This is a genomic window from Lacticaseibacillus boliensis, from assembly GCF_054784775.1.
The window spans coordinates 36323-62072 of the sequence record NZ_BAAIHN010000004.1 but is presented as its reverse complement, the minus strand read 5'-3'; the positions used below and the strand labels follow the sequence as shown (position 1 = coordinate 62072).

Here is a 25750-nt window from a genome sequence, read left to right as displayed (position 1 = left end):
CATTTTTTTGCGAAAAAAACACCAAGATCGCTGTAAAAACAGCGTTCCTGGTGTCATTGATACCCCGCGTTAGACCTAACATGCAGTGAGAGAGACTCGAACTCTCTACCTATGGTTTAGGAAACCATTGCTCTATCCAGGTGAGCTACCACTGCGGACTAATCCATTATACGGGGTAAAGACGCCGCTTGCAAGATTACGCCTGCGTGTAGCTGGCGGCGATTTGATCGAGCATGGCGATCATTTGTTTCTTGCGGCCATGTCCGAGTAACAACACCATCAGTTTCTGGTTCCAATCACGTACGGTGCTGGTGAACTTGCTTTCTTCTTCATAGGTCACTTCGACATTGCCGTCTTGGGTTTCTTGAATACCATAAGAGACGATGTACTTGCCACCGACCATGTCGGTTTCAAATGCATAGGTGCGATTGATGACGTTCTTGGTGATCTTCACCCGCGCTTGCACCTTACCCATCGGCTTACGGTACTCATAACCTTGCAAGGCCTGTGGTTTCAGCATTTCGCCGGTATTTTGCTTGATGTCATAGAGCACAGAGTCGATCACCTTGGTGTAAAAATACGCCGCTGGCACGGCCAATGTTCGCTTGATTTTCAATTCGATTCCCCCCGGAAATGCTTACTTCTTCGGTTTACGCTTGCCTTTGTTCTTCTGGTCGCGCAGGCGCTTCTTCTTGTGCTTAGGTTTAGGTTGCGGCTCAACGACCGCCGACTTGGCCAACGCAGGCTTACGCGGCGCCTTGACGGCCACCGGCTTAGCAGTTGCAACCGGTGTAATGGCCGGCTCCTCCTTGCGCTCAGGGGCCACTGTCGTCAACTTGCCGTCGACTAAGTACCCGCGCCGGATGTCATATTGTGGCACCAGCTTCTTGAGATCGCGGCGGTCGTGATCATCCCCTAATGTCACCACATACCCGGTCGCGCCCATGCGCCCGGTGCGTCCGGCACGATGGATATAAGCTTCTGCGCGCTTAGGAGCGGCATAGTTGACAACGGCGGGCAACTTCTTCAAATCCAAGCCCCGGCCTGCCAAGTCAGTCACCAACAACAATGTCACCTTGTGCTTACGGAAAGCCGTCAAAGCATTGGCGCGGTTGATCGAGCGATCATTGCGTGACAACACGGCGAATTTCACCGCCTGATGGTGCAAGATGCTGGCGACTTTTTCCAGCGTGCCGTTGTTGTTGAAAAATACCAAAGCCTGAAAGTCGTCGAGGTGAGCCAGCGCGCGCAACCACTCGACCCGGTGAGCGTTATCGGTTTGAACAAACAGATGTTGCACGGCTCCTTGCGTGTGGTCTTGTGCCCGCACGTCGATGGTCTTGACTTCGATGCCAAACCACTTGTCCAATTCGTTGAACATCGAACTGGCCGTCGCAGAGAAAAAGCTCATCTGTACGTCGGCCGGACTGGCCATCGTCAGCGCCCGCACCTGGTCTAAGCCAGGCTCGCGCAACAGCTCGTCGGCTTCATCGACGACGATCGTCTGCAAGCTGTGCAGCTTCAGCGTTCCGGCGTTTACCAGTTCCAAAAGCCGGCCGGCAGTGCCGACGATGACTTCAGGATGCTTTTTCAATTGTTCTTTTTGCCGCTTGACGTTGGCGTTGCCGGTCACGCCGACAATACTCAAATCAACGGCCTTAGCGTATGGTTGCAAGACGTTGCGTGTCTGGATCGCAAGCTCTTGAGACGGCGCTAAGATCAACAGTTGGATGCCTTCTCCCGGCATCAGTTTTTCCAACAGCGGCAGGCCGAACGCCAGCGTCTTACCGGAGCCGGTCGGAGCCAGGCCGATGACGTTTTCATCGGCTTTGAGCGGTGCATACACCGCTTGTTGGATCAAGGTTGGGTCACCGAAACCGGCGGCCTGCCACAAAGGGCGGAATGGTTCTGCTATCAAATTGTTCTCCTATTCTGGATCGGTGTCATAGTGTAAGTTGCTACCTGCACGCAAGTCACCCATCACCTTGTGCACTTGCTTGGCCAACGCCCACTTCATGGCAAAAGCGCCCCGGTGGTCGGTGGTGAGCGCCTTGGCGAAAAATGTCGCCTCTTCTGTCATCGGGTTGGCCGCATGCAAAACGCTCAAGTCTTGCACCTGAGACCCGGTGTGTAGCCGCAGGGAATTGAGTTCGCCCGGTGAATCAAAGCTTAAGGTGTCCCGTCCGAAGTAAAGCTCGGAATCGGCCTGCGAGTTAGTGGTTTTGCCCATCCGCAAGACGACGTCGAAGTCCTTGTAGTTCAGCTGAGCCACCCCATCGCCGTCGACGCCGCTAGCCAATAGGTGTGGCAGATACGTCGCGTGTTGCGGTTTGCCGAACCAGGCCACCGCGGCATAAACCAGATAGATCCCCAGATCCATCAAGGCGCCGCCGGCAAACTTGGTCGAAAAAATATTGGGTTGCTCGCCTGCTAGATAGGCATCGTAGCGCGACGAATATTTCATATAATTGAGCGTCGCGCCGCTGATATGGTGGGTAAACAGGTAGTTCGTAATCACCTGGAAGTTGGGGTCGTAAAGATGTCTGGCGGCTTCAAACACCATCGCGTCTGGATGGGCGTCAAGCGCTTCTTGAATCGCCGCCAGCTGGCTGGAATGCGTCACCATCGGCTTTTCGACGATCACGTGCTTGCCGGCATCGAGCGCCTGCACGGTTTGCTGGGCGTGCAGGCTGTTGGGGCTGGCGATATACACCACATCGATATTACTGGCCAAAAACGCCGCCATGTCGGTAAAAGCCTTGGCTGGTGCCGTATCTGCGATGAATGCCTGCGCAGTGGCTTCGTGGCGAGAATATACCGCCGCCAAGGTGTATTGTTCAGTACCCAAGGCCGCCTGCACGAATTGCTTGGTGATCCAGTTAGTGCCGATAATTCCCAATTGCAACATCTACAACTCCTCCTTCGCATGCTTTGTCTCTATCATAACAAAATTATGCTTGCCTTGTCGCAAGAACGTCAACAAATTGCAATGCCCCAGAAGTACCTTACGCTAATGGTTCGTGCTATGATGATTACGATAGAACAAATCCTTATCAGGAGGTAAGCTGATGGCGATAAATTTACAGCGCTTCATGCGCACATTAACGCAGATGGTCGATCACCGCACTCACAAAGCGCCCCACAATCCTGCCTTGGATTTGGCGCAATTGTTCACCGGTGATTATGGCTTTCTCGATGAGCAGACGCAAAAAAGTCATCAGCTCAGCATCAGTCCTGAACTCGACATCAAAATCGATGGCCAATCTCTGCCAGGCCAGGTGACCGGCATCACAACTGACAAGCTGACATTTCTAGATCATTACGGTTACCAACTGATCGTCACTAACGGCCCTGATGGCCCAGAATCGGTTTACGATGAAGCCGAAGACACAACTTATGCCATTGCGGCAACCGCTGATTCGGCTGACACACCTGCCGCAGATGAAACGGATTAGCATTATGTTAAACAAATCAACAGACCTCTGACCAAAACCAATTTTAGGTTTTGATCAGAGGCCTGTTTTTGAATTGATTATTCCAGTCGCTGTTTTGCCGGCTGTGGGACTTTGGATGCAGGGACGGCTTCCCAGCTCGTCACGCCTTTGTTCGCATTGTAAGTGAGTTTGAGATAAGCCCCGAGGCGCAGCGGACGCGCTTTGTTGGCGTTAAACACCAGCTTTTTGGCCGCACCACTTGCCGCATAACCGGTTTGGGCGTAACGATAATCGACGTACACGTTGCCCTTGGCATCTTGGGGCGCGATCTTGGTGCCAACGGTGGTGACCTTGGTGTAATACGCCGTGCCGCCATAATTCATGGCGGTGAAAATCTTCAAGCCGCCAAACACGATCACCGCAAACATCACGATGCCGATCAAAAATCGCTTCATCCTTTTCACCTCAACTCTTAGTTCGTCGCCAACTTAGCAAAATCTGCCCGGCTTCCTATATAAACAGCGCTGGGATACGCCTGATCCCCTGAGCCATGAGGGAGCTTGGCGTCTGCGTATTCCCAAAACTGTCCGGACTTTGGGCGCTTGTCGCTGATCACCCAACGCGGGCTGGTCGGCGTGGCCTGTTTGACGCTCGCCAACACACTAGGCTTGCCCATCAACACCACCGCACAACCATACTGGCGTTGCAACAGTGTCACAAAGATCTGCACGCGCTGGGCGGCATCTTTTGGCGGATTATTCGCGTAGGTGCCGTAATTGGTCAGATAGATCCCAACCGGCAGGCTGCCGATATTGGTTTGCACGTGATCGATAAAATTGGTGGCTTGGGCTTGTGGCGTCGAATCAAAACTGAAGTAATGGTACACGCCCACTTTCAACCCTGCCGTTTTGGAATAATTCGAGGCAAAATTGTCATCGACGAAACTCGCCCCTTGCGTGGCTTTCAGGTAGATAAAATTAGCGCCGCCTTTTTGCAAACTATCCGCATCAATGACGCCGAGCGTTTGATCCACGCGCACCCCCATGACCGGATAGCGCTGAGCACTCGGGCGCGGGTTGCGGTGTAACCACCACCAACCGCCACTGATCAGCGCGATCACAACGACCACCACTGCGCCTGTGAGCACCCAGCGCCGGCGTCGCTCGTATGTGTCCGCATAAATGGGACGTTTTGAACGCATTCTTTTCACCTCCGCCATTCCCATATTGTAGCGCACCTGACGCTGGTTTAAGTGACAAAATTGTCACTCAGCAAATGCGACTTAAGGCCGATGCCGTGTAACCGGTTACGATTAGAATTGCCTTAACCACCGATATCGCCTAAGATGAAGGTAGTTAGCAACGCTGTCGACGTTGTTCAAAGGAGGATCGTCATGTTAGATGAGCGCTTGATCAACACCCGCTTCACCTTACCCAAGGCATCGAGCGGCGAAATCGTGTTATATGGGATCCATTATCATTATCGCGTTGCCGATGCCACCCCAGCCGGGCACACCGTGGTCGTTGTGGCCGTTGGGGCTTTGGGATTGACGGTTCGCGGCGCGGATAAACAACTGGTTTATTGACGCTTGTTAAGTGTCCATGAGGAGGAAGCAAAATGTTTTCAATTATAATCGGGATCGTTGTGATCCTATTGATCTTAGTCGTCGGGGTGATCTTATTCACCAGTGTCGCCATCATCCATACCGGTGAAGTCGGGATCGTCGAACGGCTCGGGAAATACGTCCAAACGCTTGAACCAGGCTTTCACGTGGTGCCGCCGCTGATCTATCGTATCACCGAAGTCGTCAACATGAAGCAGATTCCGCTGAAAGTCGACGAACAAGAAGTCATCACCAAAGACAACGTCGTCGTACGAATCTCAGAAACCTTGAAGTATCACATCACCGACGTCAACGCCTACGTTTATCAAAACAAAGATTCTGTGCTGTCCATGGTCCAAGACACTCGGGCCAATCTCCGTGGCATCATCGGTAACATGGACCTCAACGATGTCTTGAACGGCACCGAAACCATCAACCAGACCCTTTTCTCCCAGATCGCTGAAACCACCGCCGGCTACGGCTTGAACGTCGATCGGGTCAACATCGACTCGATTCAAGTCGACGCCACGATCCAAGAATCCATGAACAAGCTGTTGCGCGCCAGCCGTGAAAAAGAAGCCAACATCATGGAAGCGGAAGGCCACAAACAAGCCGCCATCGCCAAAGCCGAAGGGGAAAAGCAATCCTCGATCCTTGAAGCGGAAGCCAACCGTCAGACGCAGATCTTACAAGCTCAAGGACGGGCTGAATCCCAACGCCTGTTCGCTGCTGCGGTCAAAGACCAGATCGATTCCATCAATTCCGGCTTGGTCAACAATGGTGACCTCTACTTGAAATACAAGAACATCGAGGCCTTAGAAGAATTGGCCAAAGGTGACAGCAACACCGTCGTCTTGCCAAGCACCGCCGTCGATTCACTGGGCCAGATCCCAGCCCTCGGCCAACTGCTCAAGACCACGCAATCTAAGAAATAAGCAATCAAAATGGCGCGTTCCCCTTTTTCAGGGAGCGCGCCATCTTTTGATGTCAGGCGAAATCCAGGACTTGATCGACGGGATAACGCGCAGACTTCATCTCATCTTTGCCATCCGGGGCGGGCTTGCCGATCGCGATGGCCATCACCGGCACGTACCGCTCAGGATCCAGGCCAAACAACTTAGCCGCCTTGCTGGCATCATAGCCGCCGATCGGGTTGGCTTCATAGCCATGCGCCCGGGCGATCAACATCAATTGCATCGCGGCGACTGAACTATCCACGGTCGAGTCCATCACCAGCATCTGCTTATCCGCAGCTTCATACATCGGTAGGAAGGTCTTGAGCACCTCGTCGCGCTTCTCCGCAGTGATTTGGCCGTTTTCGTACGCCTTGTTCCACAGATCCCGGTAAGACTTGTAGGCCAAGGTGTCCCCGAAGATCTGCACCATCGCGGAACAACTCTCAAGCTGCGGCGTGTTGAATTTCATGAAGTACTGGCGCAACTTGTCCTTGCCGGCGTCGTCATCGACCACAACAAAATACCAGGCCTGCAAGTTGCATCCAGACGGGGCCGTAATCGTTTCTTGGATCATCTGTTGCAACTCGTCCCGCGGGATCTTCACACTCGGGTCAAAATCACGCACCGATTCCCGTTTCAGTAAGACGTCCCCAAAATCGTTGTTCACAAAAGCCATCGCTATCATCCTTTCTGCTCACTAATTCACTTACAAATATTATTGTAACCGTTTTACGCTATTTTTAAAAGGTGCAATTGAGTTGCTACCAATCCAACCACACACTCGCTGTCCGGCAACGTAAGTCTTCTTTGGGATGTGTTTGGGATAGTGGTATAGGTCGGGTTTGGTGTGTTCCGGCCCTTGAGATGGCTGGAACGGTGCGAGGCGCTCGGAAGCTAACTCGGGCCTCCACACACCAAACCCTGACGTTAGCGTCCTGTGTCACCAGAAGTGGCAATTTTCACGAGAATAGAAATAGACCGGTGGCCGACAATATGTCTAGTTAAGAATAGATTAGTTGGATCGTGTTGTCCGTTACACGATACTATCCTGATACGCAGAACCTAGGGTGTGGGTGAAAGTGACGGAAGCAGGTCAATCTGACGTGGTGAGATTGCTGTTAGCGACTTGTCGCTTACAGCAAGGCGCAGGTGGAGATCCACTCAGCAAAGCTGAGTTAGCTCCGCCGAGCACCCTCTCCACGACAGATTGAAGCCGGCTGGAGTCACTTTCACCCGCACCCGACCGCGATTGGTCTACAATCAACTACACACTTACGCTGCCGAACAGCGACAGTACGAGAAAAGAACACCGACATCAGCTGGAATAATCCAGTAGTGGTCGGTGTTCTTTTGTGAGAAGTCTAGTGATTACGGCGATAGCGGCGGACGGCGCGGATGCCTAGGCCAATGGCAATGACAGCGGCAGCGATCGCGGCGATGATGAACGCGAGGCTTTGCCACCAGCGTTTATCGTCGCTGAGGCGCACCTTCTTGGCCAGCGCTTGCGTGTATGGCACGCGGTGGCCCGTCACCAATAGTCGATGCGAGTTGATGCCATACGGCGTACAGGTCATCAGCGTCGCGATATCGCGCCCGGCTTCGATTTTTAGCACCTCAACGTTATCCGGTTTGATCACTTGGATGCGATCGACCTTATAAGCCAGGTGCTTGTCTCCGACCGTGATAATGAAGCGCTGCTTTTTTTTGACCTTTTCCAAATCTGTGAAAAGGGTCTTCGTTGGCAGGCCGCTGTGTGCGGAAATCACCGTGTGGGTGTTCTTGCCACCGGTCGGATAGCTCGTGCCAGGCAACACCGTTGCACCACTTTGGAGCAAGGTTTCGTTGGTGGCATCATACAACGGTACATTCACATTGATGCTGGGAATCGTTACCGCCCCGATCAAGTGTCGCTGCAGGTATTTTTCCGACTGCGAGATCTTTCCAGAACGCTTGAACACATCCGCGTTGGGCACCAGCCCGTTTTTGGCCAGTGCTTCATTGTCCGCTTTGCGTTGCGCGGCTTGTTGCTTCGCGTTGCGTTTCGATCGTTCTTGGTCGTTTTTCACCCGCACCGCCACGATCACGTTGTTGACCGCGTTGGCCACGAAGGGATAGGCGAAGATGGCGAGGCCGGTGAAAAAAATCACGATCACAAGGATATCACCCACCAAGCGCTTCTTTTTGCGTTTTGCCATCCGTACCTCCTTCAGTCATTATGCTTGACGACGTTTCTTCTGGTAGACAACCGCGGTCCCCATTGCCGCCAGCCCGATCACAACGAAGACTGCGATCCCGGTAGAACCGGTGATTGGCAACGGCACATCATCCCTGGAGTTATCAATTTCTGTACCATCGATGTCACTGTCACCTCGCGCACCATCCTTGATGGTGAACGAGGTTTCTTTGTTAGCAATCTCATACCCCGTCGGCGCCTTGGTTTCGTAAAGGACATAATTCCCTTCAGCTAACCCTTCGAGTTGAATAACCCCTCCTGACCCAGATTCAATGACGGTCGCCTTATTTGGGTCGTTGGTCCATTCAATGTCAGATGGGTCATATTTACCGTTATCCCCTTTAATGTCGAAAATGGCATATTCATAGTTGTCCTCTTTACCTTGGCGGAGGATAAATTGTGCCCCTTTCAGTCCTTCCTTTGTCTTTGAGTCGACCTTCTTGAAGTCATGGGCCCCAGTTTCGACTGGTGGCGGGGTGTCCTTAGAGATGCTTTCACCATGCTGGTTCGTGAAGATCCCGTAGAAGGTGTTATCAATATCCTTGTACGCAACCGCTTGATCATTGATCGTCATCGTGTAACGGAATTCAAGTCGTTTACCAGCAATCTTTTCTAAAAGCTCGCGGGTATCGGGATCATTGACATCAAGTTCATAGTAGAACCCAGCATATAAATCACCGACCTTGTTTGTCAGTTCACTGTTCAATTCATCTTTCAAGTTCGCCCAGTTAGCGTCGTTGGAGGTGAGATGCTTCGTAGCAACGGCATTAAACTCGGGTGTAATTGGGATCCACGTGCCATCGTCACCATAGTAGCCGATAGCGTCGATCTGCTTGAGATCTGTCCCCGTCGTACTCATCGTATCCAAGAATCGTAACGTGGTGTGTCCATCGAGAACAGCCGGAATCGGACTCGTTGAGGTATAAGAAATGTCATCCCCGACTTCAAAGCTGTACGCCTTGCTGTCATCGTTCAAATCCACCGGGTTACCTTTATCATCGGTTCCCCATAAATTCTTTTGCACCCCATAGTTTTTGGCATACAAGGTCACCGCATCTTGTTCAGCTAATTTAGCGGTCATCCCCAAGATGAACGGTGGTGACATCATGAAGTCGGCGTTGGCATCGCTTGCATTTTCCTCGAACAAGTAGATGCTATCCAACGCGTTGCCATCAACTGTCGTCTTCTTTGGTAAATCAGCGATCGTGGTCAACCCATCGGCGTTAGTCGCCGCTGTGGTGCCTGTGAGCGTTGCTTGACCCACCAACGTCTTCCAGTTATCCGTGATATAATCCATCACTTTTTGGTTGTCGTCCAATTTTTGATCTATTTTCACTTTGTGGAACAACTCAGTGATGTTGTAATAGTTGAAGGTGACGTTTTGTAAGCCTTCGACACCAGCCATCCCAGGTAGTGGTGACCCATTGTTTTCAATCTGGCGGCCATCGTAGAGCTTCATCTTATACAAATTAACATCAAACGTTGGACTGTTAACATCCTTATTCACCTCGGCCGCACGCACGGAGTCAGTGTTCGTCGCGACGACACTCAAGGTGGTCAGCGCCATGGAGCATGTCATCATCCCGGCAAGCAGGGTGCGGGTAAGCTTCGTGTGTGTCATGTTTTATCCCCCTATAGGTGTGTTGTGAGTCGATTAATGGTGCGCTTGGCGCTTGTGCCACAGCAGCCAAGCCAGTAAAATCAGCGCCAGCCCCACGGCGACGCCTAACCAAGTGAATGCTGAACCCATGTTAGGCAACAGGCTGGTTGGAGTCGATCCCGGGGTACTTGGTGTTTGAGAACCCGGACTCGGGGTGGTTGCGGTCGTGCCTGGTTTGGTCGAATCCGTGTCCGGCAGCTTTGGCTGTTGGTAGTTGTACACGCGCGGTTTACCTTTGGCGATCGTTGCGGGCTGCACGACGCCCGATTGGGTTTCGTCCATCGCCTCGCCGTTGATTAACACCGGCAAAAAGTTACCGTCTTCGTCGTACCAGGTTTCTGGTACCTCCACCTTGACTGGTTTGTCGAGTTTCTGGTAGCCGTCAGGCGCCTTCAACTCTTCAAAGTAATAGGTGCCGCTTGGCAAGAATCGCTCGCCGGTATTCACCAGCCCATCTTTGTCAGAGGTGAACAAGTTGACTTTAGGATCGGTCAGCGGTGTGGCTGATTGTACCCAGCTGTTTTTCAAGTCGGTTACTGGCGCCATATCCAGATACAGCTTGTTGCCCGCTTCATCGAGGCGATATAAGGCGAACACTGCGCCTGGCAGGCGGACCTGTTTGCCGTCGAGTTGTACCCCATACTTGAAGAAAAACGGGTCGCGCACATAGCCGACGTTTTTGGGATAGATGTGCAGTTGATCGAGCTGCTGGTCGTTGACTGATACTGGCAAATTGATCAGAATCGGACTCGCCTTCTTGGTCAAGTCGACGTTCAGCTCTGCTTGTGGATCCACACTGACTTCAACAATCAGATAAGCGGCATAATCGCCGTCATGCCGGGTTGGAACTTGAAGCTGACCAACGCCATCTTCGGTGCCAACGGTTTGCGTCTTAACCTTACCAGTCAATTGTAGCTGGTATTTGGTCGCCATTGCCAACGCGGCTTTGTGTGACATCTTGGCGAGCCGCTGGGTGAATTCCGCCCGGGTTTCATCGGATTCTTTGGCCTGATCATATAGCGTCGTCGCGTCATAGATTTCAAAATTCACGCCGTTGAGGCCAAAGGATTCATCCCCTAAGGTCACCTCCTGTCCTTGGTTGTCATACTGCCACTCATCAACTTGCGCCAAGCGCGCATCACGATAGATCCGCTTGTGCAAGGTGATGGTCGTGTTCTCGGCGGCGTGGGTCTGGTTGGCAGTGAAGAAGGCTGGCACGGCGAAAATTGCCAGCGCCAAAGCGAGTAACAAGCGTTTAAGCATCTCCTCGCACCCCCTTTTTGCGAACCAGCCAGATGCCCCCGGCGACACCCATCAGCAACAGCGCTAACGCCAGGTAGGCACCAATGCCGCTGCCACCGGTGACCGGCAACTCAGTCGTATCCGGTTCGTTGGTGATGTCAAACACCACGCGAGCCTTATCGTCAGACATTGTGATGCCCCATTGTTTTTCAGTGAGATCATCCCCGGAATACGCCACCTGGTCTATGGTTCCGTTAGGCTTCAAGGTGAAACTGAAGGTCCCGTCGAGTTTCTTAAAACCGGTTGGGGCGCTGATTTCGCGCAGCGTATACGTGCCTGGCTTGAGCTTGTGATCAAAGACCAAGGTCTCATCGGTTTTTGATGTCCCAGTCGCCACGGTCTTGCCATCGGCTTCGACGACAAATTCGGCGCCGTTTAACCGCTGACCACTGGTGCTTTGTTTCAACAACTCGAGGGCATATTCTTTGTATTCGTTGACGATTCGGTTGTTCGTCAGACCGCTTAACTTACCGTCATTATCGATTGTCACCTTGATCGGTGCGATCGGTTGATACCCAGCCGGTGTCTGCATTTCCTTCAGCCAGTAGTCACCGGGTACAACCTTGGTGAACTTAACTTCACCATTGGCTGTGGTGACGTTAGAGCGATAGATTGCTTCGGCGTCGTCTTGATTGGCGAATAAGCCAAACTGAACGCCGGACAACGGCTGGTTATCGCTGTCGACCTTGTTAAAGCTGACATCGAATTCCGGGTTATCCGGTTTGACCGTTACGAAGACTTCGTTAGTTTCCTTGGCGTATTTTTCTTCACCCTTGGCGTCAAGCATCTTGACGGTCGCCGAGTTGGCCATGGTTTTTTCTTCATCGATGTTGCTTGGTTTATAGTTACTTCTAACTTTCACCTGAACACTGAAGTAACCTGACTGGAACGGAATATTCATGACATCTTTGCTGACCAAGGTCACCTTGATCTTCACGCGACCAGCCACTTCACTGACTTCGATCTTACTGCCGTTTTGAGATTGACCATTCGGGAAAGATGTCAACAGTTGCGGTACCGTTCGTTCACTCTGGGTTTCGTTGAGGACCTTGATGTCGTTGACACTGTTGTTTTCCAAACGCATGCCAGCAGGCAAGGTGTCTTCGATGATGATTGTGTTTGGCCGGCTGATAACTTCTTCAATCACGGTATAAGTTTCTTGATTGATGTAGTAGAACATCGTGTCACCGGCTTCAGCAATCTTGTCGATATTAGTGGTATGCAGACCGTTATCCGTGTAGATGTCGCCTTTCTTCTGATCGGCATTCCCCCCGCCTTCATTAGCAGATTGCGTGATCGATTTGTTGTTCTTCAACGCCGGAATCTCAAAGCGAGCGGTCCCAGAGGCGTTCGCTAGCCATGTTTCCTGAGCATCGGAATACGTTCCCCGGCGATAGTTGAAAGTCGTCCCAGTCAAGGCAAAAGAAGCTGCCCCATCACCAAATGTTGGTGCACCGAGCCAATCGGCCCATTCATAATTAGGGTCGATGGTTTCACCTTGGTTCCAGTTCCCCCATTTTTCTGAGGTATAAGCTTGAATCTCCCCTGTCGTTGGCCAGGAATAATTCGCAAAGCGGTTTTCATCCGATGGCACGAGGCTATTGCTACTCAGATATTTCTGCGCCACCCCAGAATTATCAGAAACGATAACGTTGGAGTTGCCGCCACTGGTTGGTTGCACAAATTCCCCTGGATTCAAGGAAGTGAACGTCAGCATCGGCTTTTCAACGCTTGCCACTTCAACAAAGTTCACAGCCCGCTTGGTGTCACCGTCTTTGTAATAGAAGGTCACTTCCCAATCAAACTCGCGGATGTTGGCCAGCGAGACACCGGAGTAGAAGTTGTTGGAAAAGTCGATCCCGACGCGATTCGCCGCGTCGCCTGACCACTCAGCAAACCGTGGGACAATGTTTTTGACCGTGACATACGCCCCGATCTGAACATCGCCTGAGTTTGTTTGCACATAACCGACATGACTATAATCCAGCGTAATCGTCGCTTTCTTGGCGATCTCATGAGAATTCATGATGATGGCTTCGGCTTCTGAACCAGTTTGATAGTCAGTCGAGATCATGTTCTTCATCGCATCTTCGGAACCATACTTGGAAAGTCCAGCCCCATGTTTCTTGCTGTACGTCGAGAACTCACGATCCGCCAGTCCATCAACGCCAACGTCCATCGACGCTCTAGCACCTAAGGTCAGAATCAGATTGGTCGCGGCCAATGGATTCGCCTGTGATGGTGGAGTCACGATCTTGGCGGCGTTGGTTGTGGTTGCCAGTTTCAACTGCACGTCATACTTAATCGTGTCGTCGATAGTTAAATCGAACTGGCCTTGCTGGGCTGCTTGTTCTTCTGAAGTAATGGCTTTGCTCAGCGTCACGTCAAGCTGTGCACTTTTGCGGACACCCGCCAGCGCCAGCTTCAGCTGATCGCCATCGCGAGTAGCCTTTGCGGGATCGCTGACTTCTTTCACCTGCCAGCCTTCCGGAATGGTCAACGTCCGGACGCGGTTGGCAATGGCAAAAGAAACCCGGACAAGCATCTGCTTGGCGTCGCGATCGTGATAAAAGAAGATCGCGTCATTGGCGACTTTGGCGTTACTCCAGCTTGCTTGTTCGCCACTTGCCAATTCAATGGTCTTCAACGCCTCAACTTTTTGCTTTGGTGTCTGTGGATCGACGGCCGGTGCGGCTTCTTCTGCCGGCGTTTGCATTTTGGCGGTGTCGGCTTCACTTGCCTGCGTTTCATTAGCTTCTGGTTTAGTGGCCTCTGCTTCGGCAACTTCTGGTTCGGTTGCAACTGCTTCATCTGCCACCGATGCTGCTTCCGGCACTGGCACCGTCACCGCGTGCGGACCTGACATGGTTTGATCGAGGAGATCAGTGGTTACTTCAGGCGTCGCGGGTTGGACGCTGGCAGGATCAGCAGTGGTCGCCACCTCCTTTTCTTCATTCATCTGCACTGCCACATGAAGCGTTGGCTGGTCGATACTGGTCTTGAACGTCAGCTCGCCGATGGCTTGTGGCGAATAGGCTTTTTCGATCCACCACTGATTAGTTGCCACATCATCTTTGGCTTGCATCTGTTGACCAAGTTCATTTTTCTCTGGCGCGAGACGCTTTTCACCAGCTTCATCAGTCGAAACCCGTAGCTTAAGCGCTCGCTTCAGTTCGCTTTGGTGCCGATCATAGGCTACCTTCCAAGTGATTTGTTCACCCGTCACGGTGCCTGAAACCGCCACTTTCAGTTCCTGGTTATCGATGATCGTTTCTTGTTTCACTGGCTCAGCATGCACCTGACGGCCACCAAGCAACGTGCTGAATTGAACAAACAGCAACAAGAAGACCATCGCCCCATTGATCAGTTTGCGTTTCATCCGTTTCCCCCTCTTCACGAGAAGCCGTGTTAGGCAACGATTCTATGCGCTATCAAAATATTTCATCCAGCCCCTCCTTTAGCAAATCCTAATAGTTACTCATCGATCTATATTAACCATATCGGATTGACCCCGGCCAAAGAAATCATCACATCTGTTATTTAAAAAAATAATTTTGAAAACAGCACCAAATCCTCCTTTAACTGGTCATTCATCATTTCTTCACAATTTACGCACATAATGGTTAGTGGCTATGCACAAGTAGAAAGGATGATCGAATTTGGATGAAAAGCAGCGGGAAACTTCACCTTGGCGGCGCAACCTCACAATTTTGTGGGGCTGTACGTTTGTTGCCGGCATCGCGTTTTCCGAGATCATGCCCTTCATGTCGTTATACGTGGGTCAACTGGGCGATTTCAGCAAGGCCCAAGTTTCCTTTTATTCCGGAATCGTTTATGCCGCCACGTTCTTGGTGACGGCGATCGTCAGCCCGATGTGGGGCGCCTTGGCCGACCGCAAAGGCCGCAAGATCATGTTGATCCGCGCGGCTTTTGGGATGGCTGTCGCCATGTTTTTGATGGGGCTGGTCACCAACGTCTGGCAGCTGATCGGGCTGCGGGCGCTGCAAGGCCTGTTTTCCGGTTACATCTCTAACGCCCAGGCGCTGATCGCCTCACAAACCCCGCGCGGCAACTCCGGCAAGGCGCTGGGAACGCTGGTCACCGGCTCGACATCAGGCATGCTGATGGGGCCAATCATCGGCGGCGCGTTGGCTCAGTTCTTCTCGATCCGGATCACCTTCGTCATCACCGCCGGCTTGTTGCTGATTACCGGGCTTTTGTCTGCGTTCTTGGTCAAGGAAGACTTTGTTCCGATCCCGCCGCGCCCGAAAAGCGCCCACCAAAAAGGGTTGCTTAGCGGCTTGCTCAGCCAGTTTGCCAATCCTAAGCTGATCGTCATGTTGCTGTTTTCCACCTTGTTCGTCCAGCTAGGCAACACCTCGATTGCGCCGATCATCAGCTTGTATGTCAAAGAGCTGATGCACAACACTGGTGCCGTCGCTTTGGTCGCCGGCATTATCGCGGCGCTGCCAGGGATCTCAAACATCTTGGCGGCTCCGCGCTTGGGTGCGTATGGCGATCGCCACGGCAGCGGTAAGATCTTGGTCGCCGGCTATTTGTTCGCGGTGCTCGTGTATTTGCCGCAAGGCTTCGTTACCGGCGTCGTGATGCTTGGCGTTTTGCGCTTTTTGGTCGGAATCTCCGACGGGGCGCTGTTTCCAACGATCCAGACGCTCTTGACCAAAAATTCCCCGACCTCTGCCACTAGCGCGATCTTCTCTTGGAACCAGAGCTTCCAGGCCTTGGGCAACATGTTTGGGGCGCTGCTCGGCGGGACACTGGCCGGCGTGTTTGGCTACAACGTCGTCTTCATCTCAACGGCCGCCTTGTTGCTAATCAACTTCTTGTTGCTGTGGTTCACCCAGCCACAGTTGCGCCGTGGTCGTTCGTAACCACACAAATAAGGCTCCTGGCAAAACCGCAATGGTTTTGTCAGGAGCCTATTTATTTTGACATCAACGTTGCCAATCTTTGAAAAATCGCCAGCCGATCCGCCCCAGCACCCAGGCACAGGCCACGTAAATCGCAACAAGCACCAAGACGACCCAGTGCCACTCGTGCTGCCGGACCACGGCGATCACCACCAAGACGCTTGCCAGCACGGCGATCGCCGCCACCAGCCAACAGACCACGACAATTACCAAGACCACCCCGCGCTCCAGGCGGGTCGGCCGCGCGGAGCTGAACACCTTGGGAATCAGATAGATCCCGCCCAGCACCATCACCCCCAGCGCGATATTTAAGAGGATCGTCAAAAGGCTTTTCCCCCCTTTTCTCAGTTTAATTCTCGAGCCCCGAAAGCGCCCCGACGATTTCTGGGGCTACGTCTGCATCTCGCAAACGGCGCTTTTGCTCACTCTGCAACAAAACCAGCACCCGCAAACAGACACGCGCTTGCGGCACAAACTGCAGCCGCTGAGGTTGCGACGCCGCCCAATCAAGTAAACTGTAGCGTCCGGCGAGCTGCTTGAGCTTGGCCGGACCGTACCCGAGTTCATCGGCCAACGTCCACAGTTCCTGCATGCGCCATCTGTTACCGCGTCGGATCAGCGCCACGCGACCTCCAACGCAAAGCACCCAGATGACATACCCGCCGAGTTTCAATTGCCATGCATCAGGGTTGGTCAGCGAGAATAAGTAGACCGCAAAGCCGCCAAAAATAGCCAGGTTCGCCAACCATTGTAATGTGCGTACTTTCATGACGATGCCTCCAAGACTGGCCTAGTGATACAACGTCTGCTGTTCTTCTTGATGCGGCGGGTTCTTGCTTGGCAACACCGTGATGACAAATTCAGTCAGCGACACGGCGACGATCAACAGCGCCCCGATGAGATTCGAATCGTCAACAGCGTTCCAGATCGAACCGGCGACCGCCAGCACCTGCAACAGCAAGTAGATCCCCCAATGCACGCCGGCATCACGAAACCGCCGCACCGACAGCGCGATCCCGGGGATGATGGTCGCCAATGCATAGACAAAAATCACCAAGAGACTGCCGATCATCAAGGCGACCTGCCCACCGTGCAGGTCGCCCGTGGAACCGCTAAGTAATTGCCCGATCGAGCCAAACAGCGAAACCAGCAGGATCAGCATCACACCCCAAGTAATCAGGATGTTCCACAACTGAAACCACCAATACTCCCGCCGGGTGCTGCGGCCGGTGAAGTTCACATAGTTCTTGAAAAAAGCGCCAAACGCCCGCAGCCCCCCGACGCCGTAATAGCGATTGCCCGTCGCCGCTGCCAAAAATTCATCATCTTCATGCATGATTGCCCCTCCATTCTCCGTCGTTCCCCTACCCTAAATATAGCCAGCCGGTCGCCGTTTGCCAACGAACACTTTTGTCACCTCACCCCAAGGCAACAAAACCGGATCGCCAGCAGACGATCCGGTTTTTCGATTATAGCCGCGTGACTTTGACGCGCTCGTCGGCAAATTCCCGCGGTGCGTAGGCTTGGGTGCTTTGACCCAACACAATGCCACACGTCGGCGTGAAGCCTGCCGGCAACTGCAGCTTGGCCAGCAGCTCTGGCGTCTGATCGATCGCAGCCACGGCTCCCCAGATATAGCAGTAGCCGACGTTTTGATCAACGGCGGTCAGCGCCATGCTGTGGGCAATGATCGCCGCACTGGAATAATCCGCGTTGCTTTTGCCTGAAGCGGAAACCAACACAAACACCGGTGCGCCATAAAGCATCTGCGCGCCATGGCGATGGAAAGCGTCGCCACAAGCTTTTTCGACGTCTGCTAGCAATTCAGGACTTTGAATGACCGTCAGATGATAGTTTTCAAAACGCCCCATTGCTACCGGCGCCTGTTGGGCCGCGTGCAAGATTGCCTCAAGCTGCGCGTCGCTCGGCTTTTCACCGGTATAAGCCCGCTGTGACTGCCGGCGGTTGAATACGTCTGCTAGTTCCATCTCAAAAACCTCCTCATTAATTATGGTTCTATCATAGCACTAATGCCGATCGCTGACCGGCTGGCGACAAGCGTGTGCCGTCCGCAGCAAAAATGCCGCGTACCGGCCAAACACCGTCGCCACCATCAGCGTCACCACACCCCACTCAAGCCACTGTGCCCCCATCAACAACGCGCCCGGCCACCTGCTAGGCAACAAGACAGCGTTGTATTTGGTGATGGCCGTCGCGGTGATCGCCACCGGAAACGTGAACGCCGCGATGCTCGGGGCAAAAGGCAAACGCAAGGTGTGCCGGATCGCGATCAAGGTGCCCAGATATAAGGCCTGCGAAAAAAGCAACAGCCCGCCGGCAACGATCGGATTCGGGTCGGCCACCACGCTCAGATACGCGGCCAGACACAGGCTCGCCGGCGCACAAACGATCGTCACCAACGGCTTGGCCGGCGTCGGTAGCGGCACTTTAACCAACCGCACCATTACGATCGGAAACACGAGCGCATAAGTCATCAACGACGCGATCACCATCGGCACCCCTAGCGCTGGAGCAAACTGCGGTGCCGTCACCGCGATGACGCCAATCCCCACGAAGGTCACAAACCAGCTGGGCATCACCATCGCCAAGCGCTTGGGGGCCTTGAGCAGATGATGCCACCCGAAGTAAACCATGATTGCTAAGTGGCCAACAACCGCCACCCACCATAAGCCCGTCACCAGTTGCGCTGGCAACCCCAGCGCCTGCAAGCACGTGCAGATCAGCATCGTTGCCATCGTCAAGTTGGGCAACACAGACGTCACCACTGGATCTTCAAGTGCTGTCTTGACCGATCCCGGGGCGACAACGAATTTGGCCATGACCAGCAACCACAGCCCCATCGCCAAGCCTTGGCATAACAGCCAGCCGCCTTGCCAGGCCACCGTGTGATAAATATTGCCCAGCGATGCCAATCCCAACATCAACCCACTGATCGGCAGCGGGAGCCTTGCCAAAAACGTCTGCATCCTAACCTCCATGGTGAATCCGGTTTCAAGCCCTTTAACCAGAATACGCATCTCATCAGGCTTTGACAAGGCCTTGACCGCAAAAAAAGGCCTCTGAAAATTCAGAGACCCTACCTCGTTACAATTAACGTGTCAGTACCGTGACGCTTTCGATCGACGTCGTCTGCGGGAACATGTCCACAGGCTGGGTTTGCTTGGCTTGATAACCAAACTCGCCTAACGCGACAATATCACGTGCCAAGGTCGCCGGGTTACAAGACACGTAAACCACTTTGTCTGGCAACATCTTGCCGACAGCAGACACAAACTCCGGCGCCAGGCCTTTGCGTGGTGGATCGACCATCAAGACATCCGCGTGCAGACCTTCTGTCGCCCACTTGGTCATCACGTCTTCGGCCTTGCCGACCAAGAACTCGGTGTTTTTGGTGCTGTTGAGGCTCGCGTTGACCTTGGCATCGTGCACCGCTTCAGGAACGACTTCGACGCCGTAGACCTTCTTGGCGTGTTTGGCCATGGACAAGGAGATCGTCCCGATCCCAGAATACGCGTCGATGACGGTTTCTTTGCCGGTCAGTTCTGCCGCATCGATCGCCTTTTGGTACAAGACTTCGGTTTGACGCGGGTTGACCTGGTAAAACGACAGCGGACTGATTCGGAAGGTGCTACCGAGCAGTTGGTCTTCCAGGTAATCGTGGCCAAACAGCGTGCGCGTCTTCTTGCCCAAGATCACGTTGGTCTTGCGGTTGTTGAGGTTGAGCATGATGCTTGCTGTTTCTGGTAAGGCCTTGGTGATGCCCATGACGATCTCTTCAAGATTGGCGACTGCCCAAGTCGTGCTGACCAGCACAATCATCAGCTGCTTGGAGAAGTAGCCGCGCCGCACCATGATGTGACGGATGACGCCGGTGTTGGCGACTTCATCATACGCCGGAATGTGATATTCCCGCAGCAAGTCGCGCACGACCAGCACGGCCTTGTCGATTTCTGGATCTTGGATATAAAAATCTTCCAGCGGCAGCAGCTCGTGGCTGCGACGCTTGTAGAAGCCGGTCGTCAACACGCCGTTGACGTTGCGTACCGGGATCTGGGCCTTGTTACGGTAGCCGTATGGCTTGTCCATGCCAAGCGTCGGTAAAACGTCGATGTCCAAATGCGATTTTTTGAACAACTGGACGACTTGGTTTTGCTTGAACCGCAGCTGCGCTGGATAAGCCAGGTGTTGCAGCGGCGCGATGCCGGTTTGCGCATAAGCCTTGGCCTTAGGTGCGACGCGGTCTGCAGACGAAACGAGTAATTCGTTCATCCGCGCAAACGCATATTTTTTTTCTGCCTTGATGACATGTGCTACGACTTTTTCGCCGGGCAAGGCGCCATCGATAAACAACGGATAGCCGTCGACTTTCGCGACCCCCATGCCTTCATAGGTCAGGTCTTCGATGGTAACGGTCAATTCTTGATTCTTTACAACTGGAGTTTTAGCCACAGTGGTCTCCTTTTATTCCGAGTTAGTGCCAACACTTGACACTAACAGAAAACGCGCCTAAACACAACAGCAAAGCGCCCAAGGCGGACGCCTTGGACGCTTGCTTTAGTTACCGATCTTGCCGTTGCCGTTCACGTCACTTTCAGAAATATTTTCAACTTCTGCGAGGTAGCCGTCTTTTTCTTCGATGTCATCAGCGATATTCTTGCTGGGAATGGCTTCGACGTTGGCAAACATCTCGATATGTTGACGCAGATTCTGGAAGCTCATCGGTGCTGAGCCACCATAATCCCCGTCGAGGTTGACCTTGAGCTCTTCGCCGTCTTCACGTGTGACGGTGAGGTTTTGCGTCTTGGTGTAGATAATATTGGGATCGTCGACATGCCGGCCGCCGCTCAAGACCTTGCCCATCAGCTTGATGTATTCGGCGAGATTGGCCGTTTTAACCACGATCAAGGAAAACTTGCCGTCACCCAAGCTAGCATCAGGCACGATCTGTTCGAAACCGCCGATCGAGTTGGTCATCGCCAGCAAAAACATCGATGCCGGCCCATCGTACACGCCGTCATCATATTCCAGATGGATTGGAAACTGCTTGATTGCCGGCAACATCTCAGCACCCTTCATCAGATAGGCGAAGTAGCCAAAGATCGATTTGAATTCGCTTGGCACCGCATAGGTCAGCTCGGTCAACAAGCCGCCAGCCGCGATGTTCATGAAGTAGTGCTTGTTGGCCTTGCCAATGTCCATGCGCAACGTCTGGCCTTTGGCGATCACCTTCGCCGCCGCCACTGGATCTTCCCGCGGAATCTGTAGCGCCCGGGCGTAATCGTTGGTGGTGCCGGCAGGGATGATTGCCATCTTCGGCCGGTGCCGGTGCGGCGCAATGCCATTGACGACTTCGTTGATCGTGCCGTCGCCGCCGGCCGCAACGATCAGATCGAACCCGTCTAGCGTCGCCCGCGAAGCCTCTTTTTTGGCCGAAAACGGCGTTGGTGTCGTCTGATAGGCACTCGCTTCGTAGCCGGCTTGTTCGAGTATGTTCAGGATGTCAGCGACGTTGCGCTTCATGCCTTCATTTCCAGAAGTCGGATTATAAATCAATCGTGCACGTTGGGTCATCTTCTAAGTCCTTTCACACAGCAATATTCTAGCATTCATTATGAAGCAAATCCCCGCAAAAAGCCATATCCAAAACAATCGCGCTCACACTTATGTCGTCCGGCAGCGTAAGTGTAGTTAGGTTGGTGGTGAGATAGTGGTATAGGTCGGACGGGGTGCGCTGCGACAGGAGATGGCTGGAACGGTGCGAGGCGCTCAGGAGCTAACTCTCCGCTTCGCGTCGAGGGGATCTCCTTCGACGCCTTTGTTGTAAGCGGCAAGCCGCTAACAACAATGCCGCGCCTGAGCCATCTCCTGTCTCCGCACACCCTGTCCTTACATTTGCGTCCTAAAACTTCAAAGTGGCGGTTTCCAAGATTGTGGAAGGCGGATAGCGAATAGTGATACTAGTTGTGAATGGTCTATTCACAGTCGAATGAATCGACCCGCTTGTCCGTTACACAAAATTATCCTGATACGCAGAATCCAGGGTGTGGGCGAAAGTGACGGAAGAAGGTCAATCTGACGTGGTGAGATGGCTGTTGGCGACTTGTCGCTTACAGCCAAGCGCAGGTGGAGATCCACTCAGCGAAGCTGAGTTAGCTCCGCCGAGCACCCTCTCCACGACAGATTGATCCTGCTGGAGTCGCTTTCGCCCACACCCGACAGCTTACTGGTCTACCCAACCCCCAAGACTGACGTTGCCAGACAACGACAGTATAAAAAACCGGCACGGACTTGAATGCAGTCCGTGCCGGTTGTATTGATTAGCGTTTCTTGATTTCGGCCATCAAGATCTGGTTGACGACTTTCGGGTTGGCTTTCCCGCGGGTCTGCTTCATGATGTTACCCACCAAGAAACCGATCGCACGGTCTTTACCGGCCTTGAAGTCATCAATACTTTGCTGGTTGTTGTCCAAGATCTCGGTGATGATCGGCGTCAACTTGGCGGGATCAGACAACTGCACCATGCCCTTGGCCTCGACCCAAGCCTTCGGGTCGGTGTCGTTTTGGATGATTTCCTTGAAGACCTTCTTGGCGATCTTGCTAGAGATCGTGCCATCTTTGATCAAGTTGATCATGGCGGCCAGGTGTTCAGGGGTCAAGGCAACGTCTTTGAGTTCGAGGTGTTCCGCGTTCAGGTAGCCGGACACTTCGCCCATCAGCCAGTTGGAGGCTTGCTTGGCATCGGCGCCGCTGGCAACGGTGGCTTCAAAGAAGTTGGACATTTCCAACGTGTTAGTCAACACACCGGCGTCGTATTCTGGGATGCCCCATTCGCTGACATAACGTTCACGCCGTTGCGCCGGTGCTTCCGGCAGGCTGGCTTGGACGTCGTCGATCCATTTCTGGGAGACATGGACCGGCGGCAAGTCTGGTTCTGGGAAGTAACGGTAATCATCCGCGCCTTCCTTGACCCGCATCAAAATAGTTTCCTTCTTGTCGACATCCCAACGCCGCGTTTCCTGACGGATCTGGCCGCCGGCGCGCAAAACTTCTTGCTGGCGCTTTTCTTCGTAGGCCAACCCGTCGCGAACGTGGTTGAAAGAGTTCAGGTTCTTGATTTCGGTCTTGGTGCCCCACTTGTCGCTGCCGATCGGCGAAACGGACAAGTTGGTGTCGACACGCATGGACCCTTCTTCCATCTTGACGTCAGACGCGCCGGTAAACTGCACGATCTGGCGCAGCTGTTCGAGGTATTGATAGGCTTCTTCAGGGCTAGCGATATCTGGCTTGGAGACGATTTCCACCAGCGGGGTGCCTTGCCGGTTCAAGTCGACATAAGAATAGCCGTCTGGTTCATGCTGGTTTTTCCCGGCATCTTCTTCGACGTGAAGCTCGGCGATCCCGATGCGCTTCTTTTTGCCGTCGACTTCGATTTCAACCCAGCCGTTGGTCGCCAGTGGCTGTTCGGCCTGGGTGATCTGGTAGGCCTTGGGGTTATCTGGATAGAAGTAGTTCTTCCGGTCAAAATGCGTGTACTCGGCAATATCAGCGTGCAACGCCAATGCCACCATGATGCCGTAGCTGTAGGCGCCTTTATTGATCGACGGCAACACGCCGGGGAAGCCCCAGTCGATGACGTTGGTCATGGTGTTGGGCTCTGCACCGTAAGAAACTGGCGATGGCGAGAACATTTTGGACTTGGTCTTGAGTTCAACGTGGACTTCCAGCCCAATCGTGGTTTCAAAATTCATTATTGGGCACCTCCTGGGATCTGGTCCAGATAATCATTCGTCGCTTCAAACGCATCAGCGGCCTGGTAGATCGTCGCTTCATCGAAGTGCTTCCCGATCAGCTGTAGCCCGACCGGCATGCCGTCGACAAAACCGGCAGGAATCGAAGCGGCTGGCAAGCCGGCGAGGTTCACCGGAATCGTCAAGATGTCGTTCATGTACATCGTCAACGGATCGGTGACGTTTTCGCCGATGCCAAACGCGGTGGTCGGTGTCGTCGGCCCCATTACCAAATCATAATCTTTGAAGACCTGATTGAAGTCGTCGGAGATCAATGTCCGCACTTGCGCCGCTTTCTTGAAGTAGGCGTCGTAAAAACCGGCAGACAGGCTGAACGTCCCGAGCATGATCCGGCGCTTGACTTCAGCACCAAAACCTTCAGAACGCGACCGCACATAAACATCGGTCAAGTTCTTCACGTCCTTGGCGCGGAAGCCGTAACGAATCCCGTCAAAACGCTGCAAGTTGGAGCTGGCTTCAGAACTGGCGATGATGTAATAAGCCGGTACCGCATATTTGGTGTGTGGCAACGACACCGTCTCAACGGTTGCGCCGAGTTTGCGGAACTGTGCGGCGGCTTTTTGGATGGCGTCGGCAATTTTCGGATCGACCCCTTCGCCTAAATATTCTTCAGGCAAGGCGATCTTCATCCCCTTGATGCTTTGGCCAATCTTGGCGGTGAAGTCTGGGACGTCTTTTTCAGCAGAGGTGCTGTCTTTTTCGTCGTGGCCGGCGATGACGTTCAGCACATGGGCGGAATCCTTGACGGAACGGCTCAGTGTCCCGATGGCATCGAGGCTCGACCCGAAGGCGATCAGTCCCCAACGCGACACGCGGCCGTATGTTGGCTTGACGCCGACGATACCGTTGAACGCGGCTGGCTGGCGGATCGAACCACCGGTATCAGTGCCCAGTGCAACCAGGACCTGTCCGGAAGCAACGGCGGCGGCGGAGCCACCACTGGAGCCGCCAGGAACCTTGGTGTGGTCCCAGGCGTTTTTGGTCGTCTTGAACGCAGAGTTTTCTGTCGAAGAACCCATGGCAAATTCATCCATGTTCAGCTTCCCGACGTTGATGGCCCCGGCATCTGCGAGCTTTTCAACAACGGTGGCGTCATAGACGGGCACGAAGTTTTCGAGCATCTTCGACGCCGCCGTGGTCGTCAGGTCTTTGGTCACAATGTTGTCTTTGATCCCGATGGGAATCCCGGCCAGCGGCTTGTCGGAAGCGACGCCTGCCTGGTCGATTGCTTCGGCTTGAGCCTTGGCGCCATCTGGATTCAACGTCAAAAAGGCATCGATCTCAGGATCGATCTGCTTGATGCCCGCCAGCGTTTCTGCCGTCAGCTGGCTGGCGGTGATGTCACCGGCCACCAACTTGGCGTGCAAGGCATCGATATCTGTCTGGAAATAATCCACGCTAGTCTTCCTCCTTGTCGATGATAGCAGGCACTTGAATCAACGTTCCCTTGCTGGTCGGGACGTTTTTGAACAAGTCCTCTGTTGGCGTGTTGTTGACCGCCTTGTCTTCACGCATCACGTTTTGGAGGTGAATGCTTTGCGTCGTTGTGGCAACGCCTGTGGTATCGACTTCTTCAAGTTGATCCACCATGTTCAAAATGTCGTCGAGTTGGGCTGTGAATTGTTGCAGTTCGTCTTCATTGAAGGCCAACCGTGCCAATTCAGCAACGTGAGCGACGCTTTGCTTCGTAATCATCGAATCCCCGCTTTCTTACTTAAACTACCCATTAGTTTACCATTCTTTGCCGACACGCGGTAGCACGCGTGCCAAATCCATTCCCGTCAAAACAGCGCCGGTGCCGC

The 25750-nt window shown here is 53.4% G+C and carries 24 protein-coding genes and 1 tRNA gene; 4 read left to right on the top strand and 21 right to left on the bottom strand.

Features of this window, described 5'->3' with window-relative positions; genetic code table 11:
* Window positions 1-81 precede the first annotated feature (81 nt).
* From ACYVRB_RS02995 to ACYVRB_RS02980, 4 genes are all read right to left on the bottom strand, one after another.
* A tRNA-Arg gene (locus ACYVRB_RS02995) sits at window positions 82-155 on the bottom strand.
* A 41-nt stretch (window positions 156-196) separates the two neighbouring features.
* Complete coding sequence (locus ACYVRB_RS02990; RefSeq protein ID WP_461213457.1) at window positions 197-616, bottom strand: DUF3284 domain-containing protein; 420 nt, start codon at window positions 614-616, stop codon at window positions 197-199.
* 21 nt (window positions 617-637) lie between these two features.
* Window positions 638-1915, bottom strand: coding sequence for a DEAD/DEAH box helicase (locus tag ACYVRB_RS02985; RefSeq protein ID WP_461213548.1), 1278 nt, complete (start codon window positions 1913-1915; stop codon window positions 638-640).
* A 12-nt stretch (window positions 1916-1927) separates the two neighbouring features.
* Window positions 1928-2908: a Gfo/Idh/MocA family protein gene (locus ACYVRB_RS02980; protein WP_461213456.1), complete on the bottom strand. Its 981-nt coding sequence runs from the start codon at window positions 2906-2908 to the stop codon at window positions 1928-1930.
* Between the two features lie 160 nt (window positions 2909-3068).
* On the opposite strand from ACYVRB_RS02980, the gene ACYVRB_RS02975 reads away from it, so the two are divergent.
* Window positions 3069-3455, top strand: a complete 387-nt coding sequence (locus ACYVRB_RS02975; RefSeq protein ID WP_461213455.1) for a DUF4828 domain-containing protein — start codon at window positions 3069-3071, stop codon at window positions 3453-3455.
* Between the two features lie 77 nt (window positions 3456-3532).
* On the opposite strand, the gene ACYVRB_RS02970 is transcribed toward ACYVRB_RS02975, so the two are convergent.
* Together ACYVRB_RS02970 and ACYVRB_RS02965 are read right to left on the bottom strand one after the other, a co-directional pair.
* Complete coding sequence (locus ACYVRB_RS02970) at window positions 3533-3889, bottom strand: YxeA family protein (RefSeq protein WP_461213454.1); 357 nt, start codon at window positions 3887-3889, stop codon at window positions 3533-3535.
* Window positions 3890-3906: 17 nt separating this feature from the next.
* A complete protein-coding gene (locus ACYVRB_RS02965) occupies window positions 3907-4635 on the bottom strand; it encodes a GH25 family lysozyme (RefSeq protein WP_461213453.1) in 729 nt (242 codons plus the stop codon).
* Window positions 4636-4827: 192 nt separating this feature from the next.
* Here ACYVRB_RS02965 and ACYVRB_RS02960 point away from each other — a divergent pair, with 192 nt between their 5' ends.
* Window positions 4828-5019, top strand: coding sequence for a hypothetical protein (locus ACYVRB_RS02960; RefSeq protein WP_461213452.1), 192 nt, complete (start codon window positions 4828-4830; stop codon window positions 5017-5019).
* A 32-nt stretch (window positions 5020-5051) separates the two neighbouring features.
* Entirely contained in the window at window positions 5052-5972 is a 921-nt protein-coding gene (locus tag ACYVRB_RS02955) for an SPFH domain-containing protein (RefSeq protein ID WP_461213451.1), read from the top strand.
* Between the two features lie 52 nt (window positions 5973-6024).
* Here ACYVRB_RS02955 and ACYVRB_RS02950 read toward each other — a convergent pair whose 3' ends face one another.
* The 5 genes from ACYVRB_RS02950 to ACYVRB_RS02930 all read right to left on the bottom strand — a co-directional run bounded on the left by ACYVRB_RS02950 (window position 6025) and on the right by ACYVRB_RS02930 (window position 14567).
* Window positions 6025-6669, bottom strand: a complete 645-nt coding sequence (locus ACYVRB_RS02950) for a nitroreductase family protein (protein ID WP_461213450.1) — start codon at window positions 6667-6669, stop codon at window positions 6025-6027.
* 685 nt (window positions 6670-7354) lie between these two features.
* Window positions 7355-8188, bottom strand: coding sequence for a class C sortase (locus ACYVRB_RS02945; RefSeq protein WP_461213449.1), 834 nt, complete (start codon window positions 8186-8188; stop codon window positions 7355-7357).
* A gap of 18 nt (window positions 8189-8206) precedes the next feature.
* Window positions 8207-9847: a SpaH/EbpB family LPXTG-anchored major pilin gene (locus ACYVRB_RS02940; protein ID WP_461213448.1), complete on the bottom strand. Its 1641-nt coding sequence runs from the start codon at window positions 9845-9847 to the stop codon at window positions 8207-8209.
* A gap of 33 nt (window positions 9848-9880) precedes the next feature.
* Complete coding sequence (locus ACYVRB_RS02935; RefSeq protein ID WP_461213447.1) at window positions 9881-11149, bottom strand: pilin N-terminal domain-containing protein; 1269 nt, start codon at window positions 11147-11149, stop codon at window positions 9881-9883.
* Complete coding sequence (locus ACYVRB_RS02930) at window positions 11142-14567, bottom strand: SpaA isopeptide-forming pilin-related protein (RefSeq protein ID WP_461213446.1); 3426 nt, start codon at window positions 14565-14567, stop codon at window positions 11142-11144. Before ACYVRB_RS02930 ends, ACYVRB_RS02935 begins: the two co-directional genes overlap by 8 nt.
* A gap of 280 nt (window positions 14568-14847) precedes the next feature.
* Between ACYVRB_RS02930 and ACYVRB_RS02925 the strand changes: the two genes are divergently transcribed.
* Entirely contained in the window at window positions 14848-16080 is a 1233-nt protein-coding gene (locus ACYVRB_RS02925; protein WP_461213445.1) for an MFS transporter, read from the top strand.
* A 63-nt stretch (window positions 16081-16143) separates the two neighbouring features.
* Here ACYVRB_RS02925 and ACYVRB_RS02920 read toward each other — a convergent pair whose 3' ends face one another.
* The 10 genes from ACYVRB_RS02920 to gatC form a co-directional block, all read right to left on the bottom strand.
* On the bottom strand, window positions 16144-16443 hold the full coding sequence (locus tag ACYVRB_RS02920) for a hypothetical protein (RefSeq protein ID WP_461213444.1): 300 nt from the start codon (window positions 16441-16443) through the stop codon (window positions 16144-16146).
* 25 nt (window positions 16444-16468) lie between these two features.
* Window positions 16469-16888: a hypothetical protein gene (locus ACYVRB_RS02915; protein WP_461213443.1), complete on the bottom strand. Its 420-nt coding sequence runs from the start codon at window positions 16886-16888 to the stop codon at window positions 16469-16471.
* Between the two features lie 21 nt (window positions 16889-16909).
* A complete protein-coding gene (locus ACYVRB_RS02910) occupies window positions 16910-17455 on the bottom strand; it encodes a DUF805 domain-containing protein (RefSeq protein ID WP_461213442.1) in 546 nt (181 codons plus the stop codon).
* Between the two features lie 133 nt (window positions 17456-17588).
* Window positions 17589-18107: a nitroreductase family protein gene (locus ACYVRB_RS02905; protein ID WP_461213441.1), complete on the bottom strand. Its 519-nt coding sequence runs from the start codon at window positions 18105-18107 to the stop codon at window positions 17589-17591.
* Between the two features lie 39 nt (window positions 18108-18146).
* Window positions 18147-19106 carry a TDT family transporter gene (locus ACYVRB_RS02900; protein ID WP_461213440.1) on the bottom strand — a complete coding sequence of 320 codons (960 nt, stop codon included), beginning with the start codon at window positions 19104-19106 and terminating at the stop codon, window positions 18147-18149.
* Window positions 19107-19230: 124 nt separating this feature from the next.
* Complete coding sequence (gene rlmD / locus ACYVRB_RS02895) at window positions 19231-20589, bottom strand: 23S rRNA (uracil(1939)-C(5))-methyltransferase RlmD (RefSeq protein ID WP_461213439.1); 1359 nt, start codon at window positions 20587-20589, stop codon at window positions 19231-19233.
* A gap of 105 nt (window positions 20590-20694) precedes the next feature.
* Window positions 20695-21711: a diacylglycerol kinase gene (locus ACYVRB_RS02890; protein ID WP_461213438.1), complete on the bottom strand. Its 1017-nt coding sequence runs from the start codon at window positions 21709-21711 to the stop codon at window positions 20695-20697.
* A gap of 746 nt (window positions 21712-22457) precedes the next feature.
* On the bottom strand, window positions 22458-23888 hold the full coding sequence (gene gatB, locus ACYVRB_RS02885; RefSeq protein WP_461213437.1) for an Asp-tRNA(Asn)/Glu-tRNA(Gln) amidotransferase subunit GatB: 1431 nt from the start codon (window positions 23886-23888) through the stop codon (window positions 22458-22460).
* Window positions 23888-25345 (bottom strand): Asp-tRNA(Asn)/Glu-tRNA(Gln) amidotransferase subunit GatA, encoded by a 1458-nt coding sequence (gene gatA / locus ACYVRB_RS02880; RefSeq protein WP_461213436.1) that lies wholly within the window; start codon window positions 25343-25345, stop codon window positions 23888-23890. The genes gatB and gatA overlap by 1 nt, the downstream gene beginning before the upstream one ends.
* Before the next feature lies 1 nt (window position 25346).
* Window positions 25347-25643: an Asp-tRNA(Asn)/Glu-tRNA(Gln) amidotransferase subunit GatC gene (gene gatC / locus ACYVRB_RS02875; protein ID WP_461213435.1), complete on the bottom strand. Its 297-nt coding sequence runs from the start codon at window positions 25641-25643 to the stop codon at window positions 25347-25349.
* Window positions 25644-25750: the final 107 nt, after the last annotated feature.

Coding starts and splice junctions, on each gene's coding strand:
- ACYVRB_RS02980 (WP_461213456.1), bottom strand. CDS start 2,908: ATGTTGCAATTGGGAATTATCGGCACTAACTGGATCACCAAGCAATTC.
- ACYVRB_RS02975 (WP_461213455.1), top strand. CDS start 3,069: ATGGCGATAAATTTACAGCGCTTCATGCGCACATTAACGCAGATGGTC.
- ACYVRB_RS02970 (WP_461213454.1), bottom strand. CDS start 3,889: ATGAAGCGATTTTTGATCGGCATCGTGATGTTTGCGGTGATCGTGTTT.
- ACYVRB_RS02965 (WP_461213453.1), bottom strand. CDS start 4,635: ATGCGTTCAAAACGTCCCATTTATGCGGACACATACGAGCGACGCCGG.
- ACYVRB_RS02960 (WP_461213452.1), top strand. CDS start 4,828: ATGTTAGATGAGCGCTTGATCAACACCCGCTTCACCTTACCCAAGGCA.
- ACYVRB_RS02955 (WP_461213451.1), top strand. CDS start 5,052: ATGTTTTCAATTATAATCGGGATCGTTGTGATCCTATTGATCTTAGTC.
- ACYVRB_RS02950 (WP_461213450.1), bottom strand. CDS start 6,669: ATGGCTTTTGTGAACAACGATTTTGGGGACGTCTTACTGAAACGGGAA.
- ACYVRB_RS02945 (WP_461213449.1), bottom strand. CDS start 8,188: ATGGCAAAACGCAAAAAGAAGCGCTTGGTGGGTGATATCCTTGTGATC.
- ACYVRB_RS02940 (WP_461213448.1), bottom strand. CDS start 9,847: ATGACACACACGAAGCTTACCCGCACCCTGCTTGCCGGGATGATGACA.
- ACYVRB_RS02935 (WP_461213447.1), bottom strand. CDS start 11,149: ATGCTTAAACGCTTGTTACTCGCTTTGGCGCTGGCAATTTTCGCCGTG.
- ACYVRB_RS02930 (WP_461213446.1), bottom strand. CDS start 14,567: ATGAAACGCAAACTGATCAATGGGGCGATGGTCTTCTTGTTGCTGTTT.
- ACYVRB_RS02915 (WP_461213443.1), bottom strand. CDS start 16,888: ATGAAAGTACGCACATTACAATGGTTGGCGAACCTGGCTATTTTTGGC.
- ACYVRB_RS02910 (WP_461213442.1), bottom strand. CDS start 17,455: ATGCATGAAGATGATGAATTTTTGGCAGCGGCGACGGGCAATCGCTAT.
- ACYVRB_RS02905 (WP_461213441.1), bottom strand. CDS start 18,107: ATGGAACTAGCAGACGTATTCAACCGCCGGCAGTCACAGCGGGCTTAT.
- ACYVRB_RS02900 (WP_461213440.1), bottom strand. CDS start 19,106: ATGCAGACGTTTTTGGCAAGGCTCCCGCTGCCGATCAGTGGGTTGATG.
- ACYVRB_RS02890 (WP_461213438.1), bottom strand. CDS start 21,711: ATGACCCAACGTGCACGATTGATTTATAATCCGACTTCTGGAAATGAA.
- gatB (WP_461213437.1), bottom strand. CDS start 23,888: ATGAATTTTGAAACCACGATTGGGCTGGAAGTCCACGTTGAACTCAAG.
- gatC (WP_461213435.1), bottom strand. CDS start 25,643: ATGATTACGAAGCAAAGCGTCGCTCACGTTGCTGAATTGGCACGGTTG.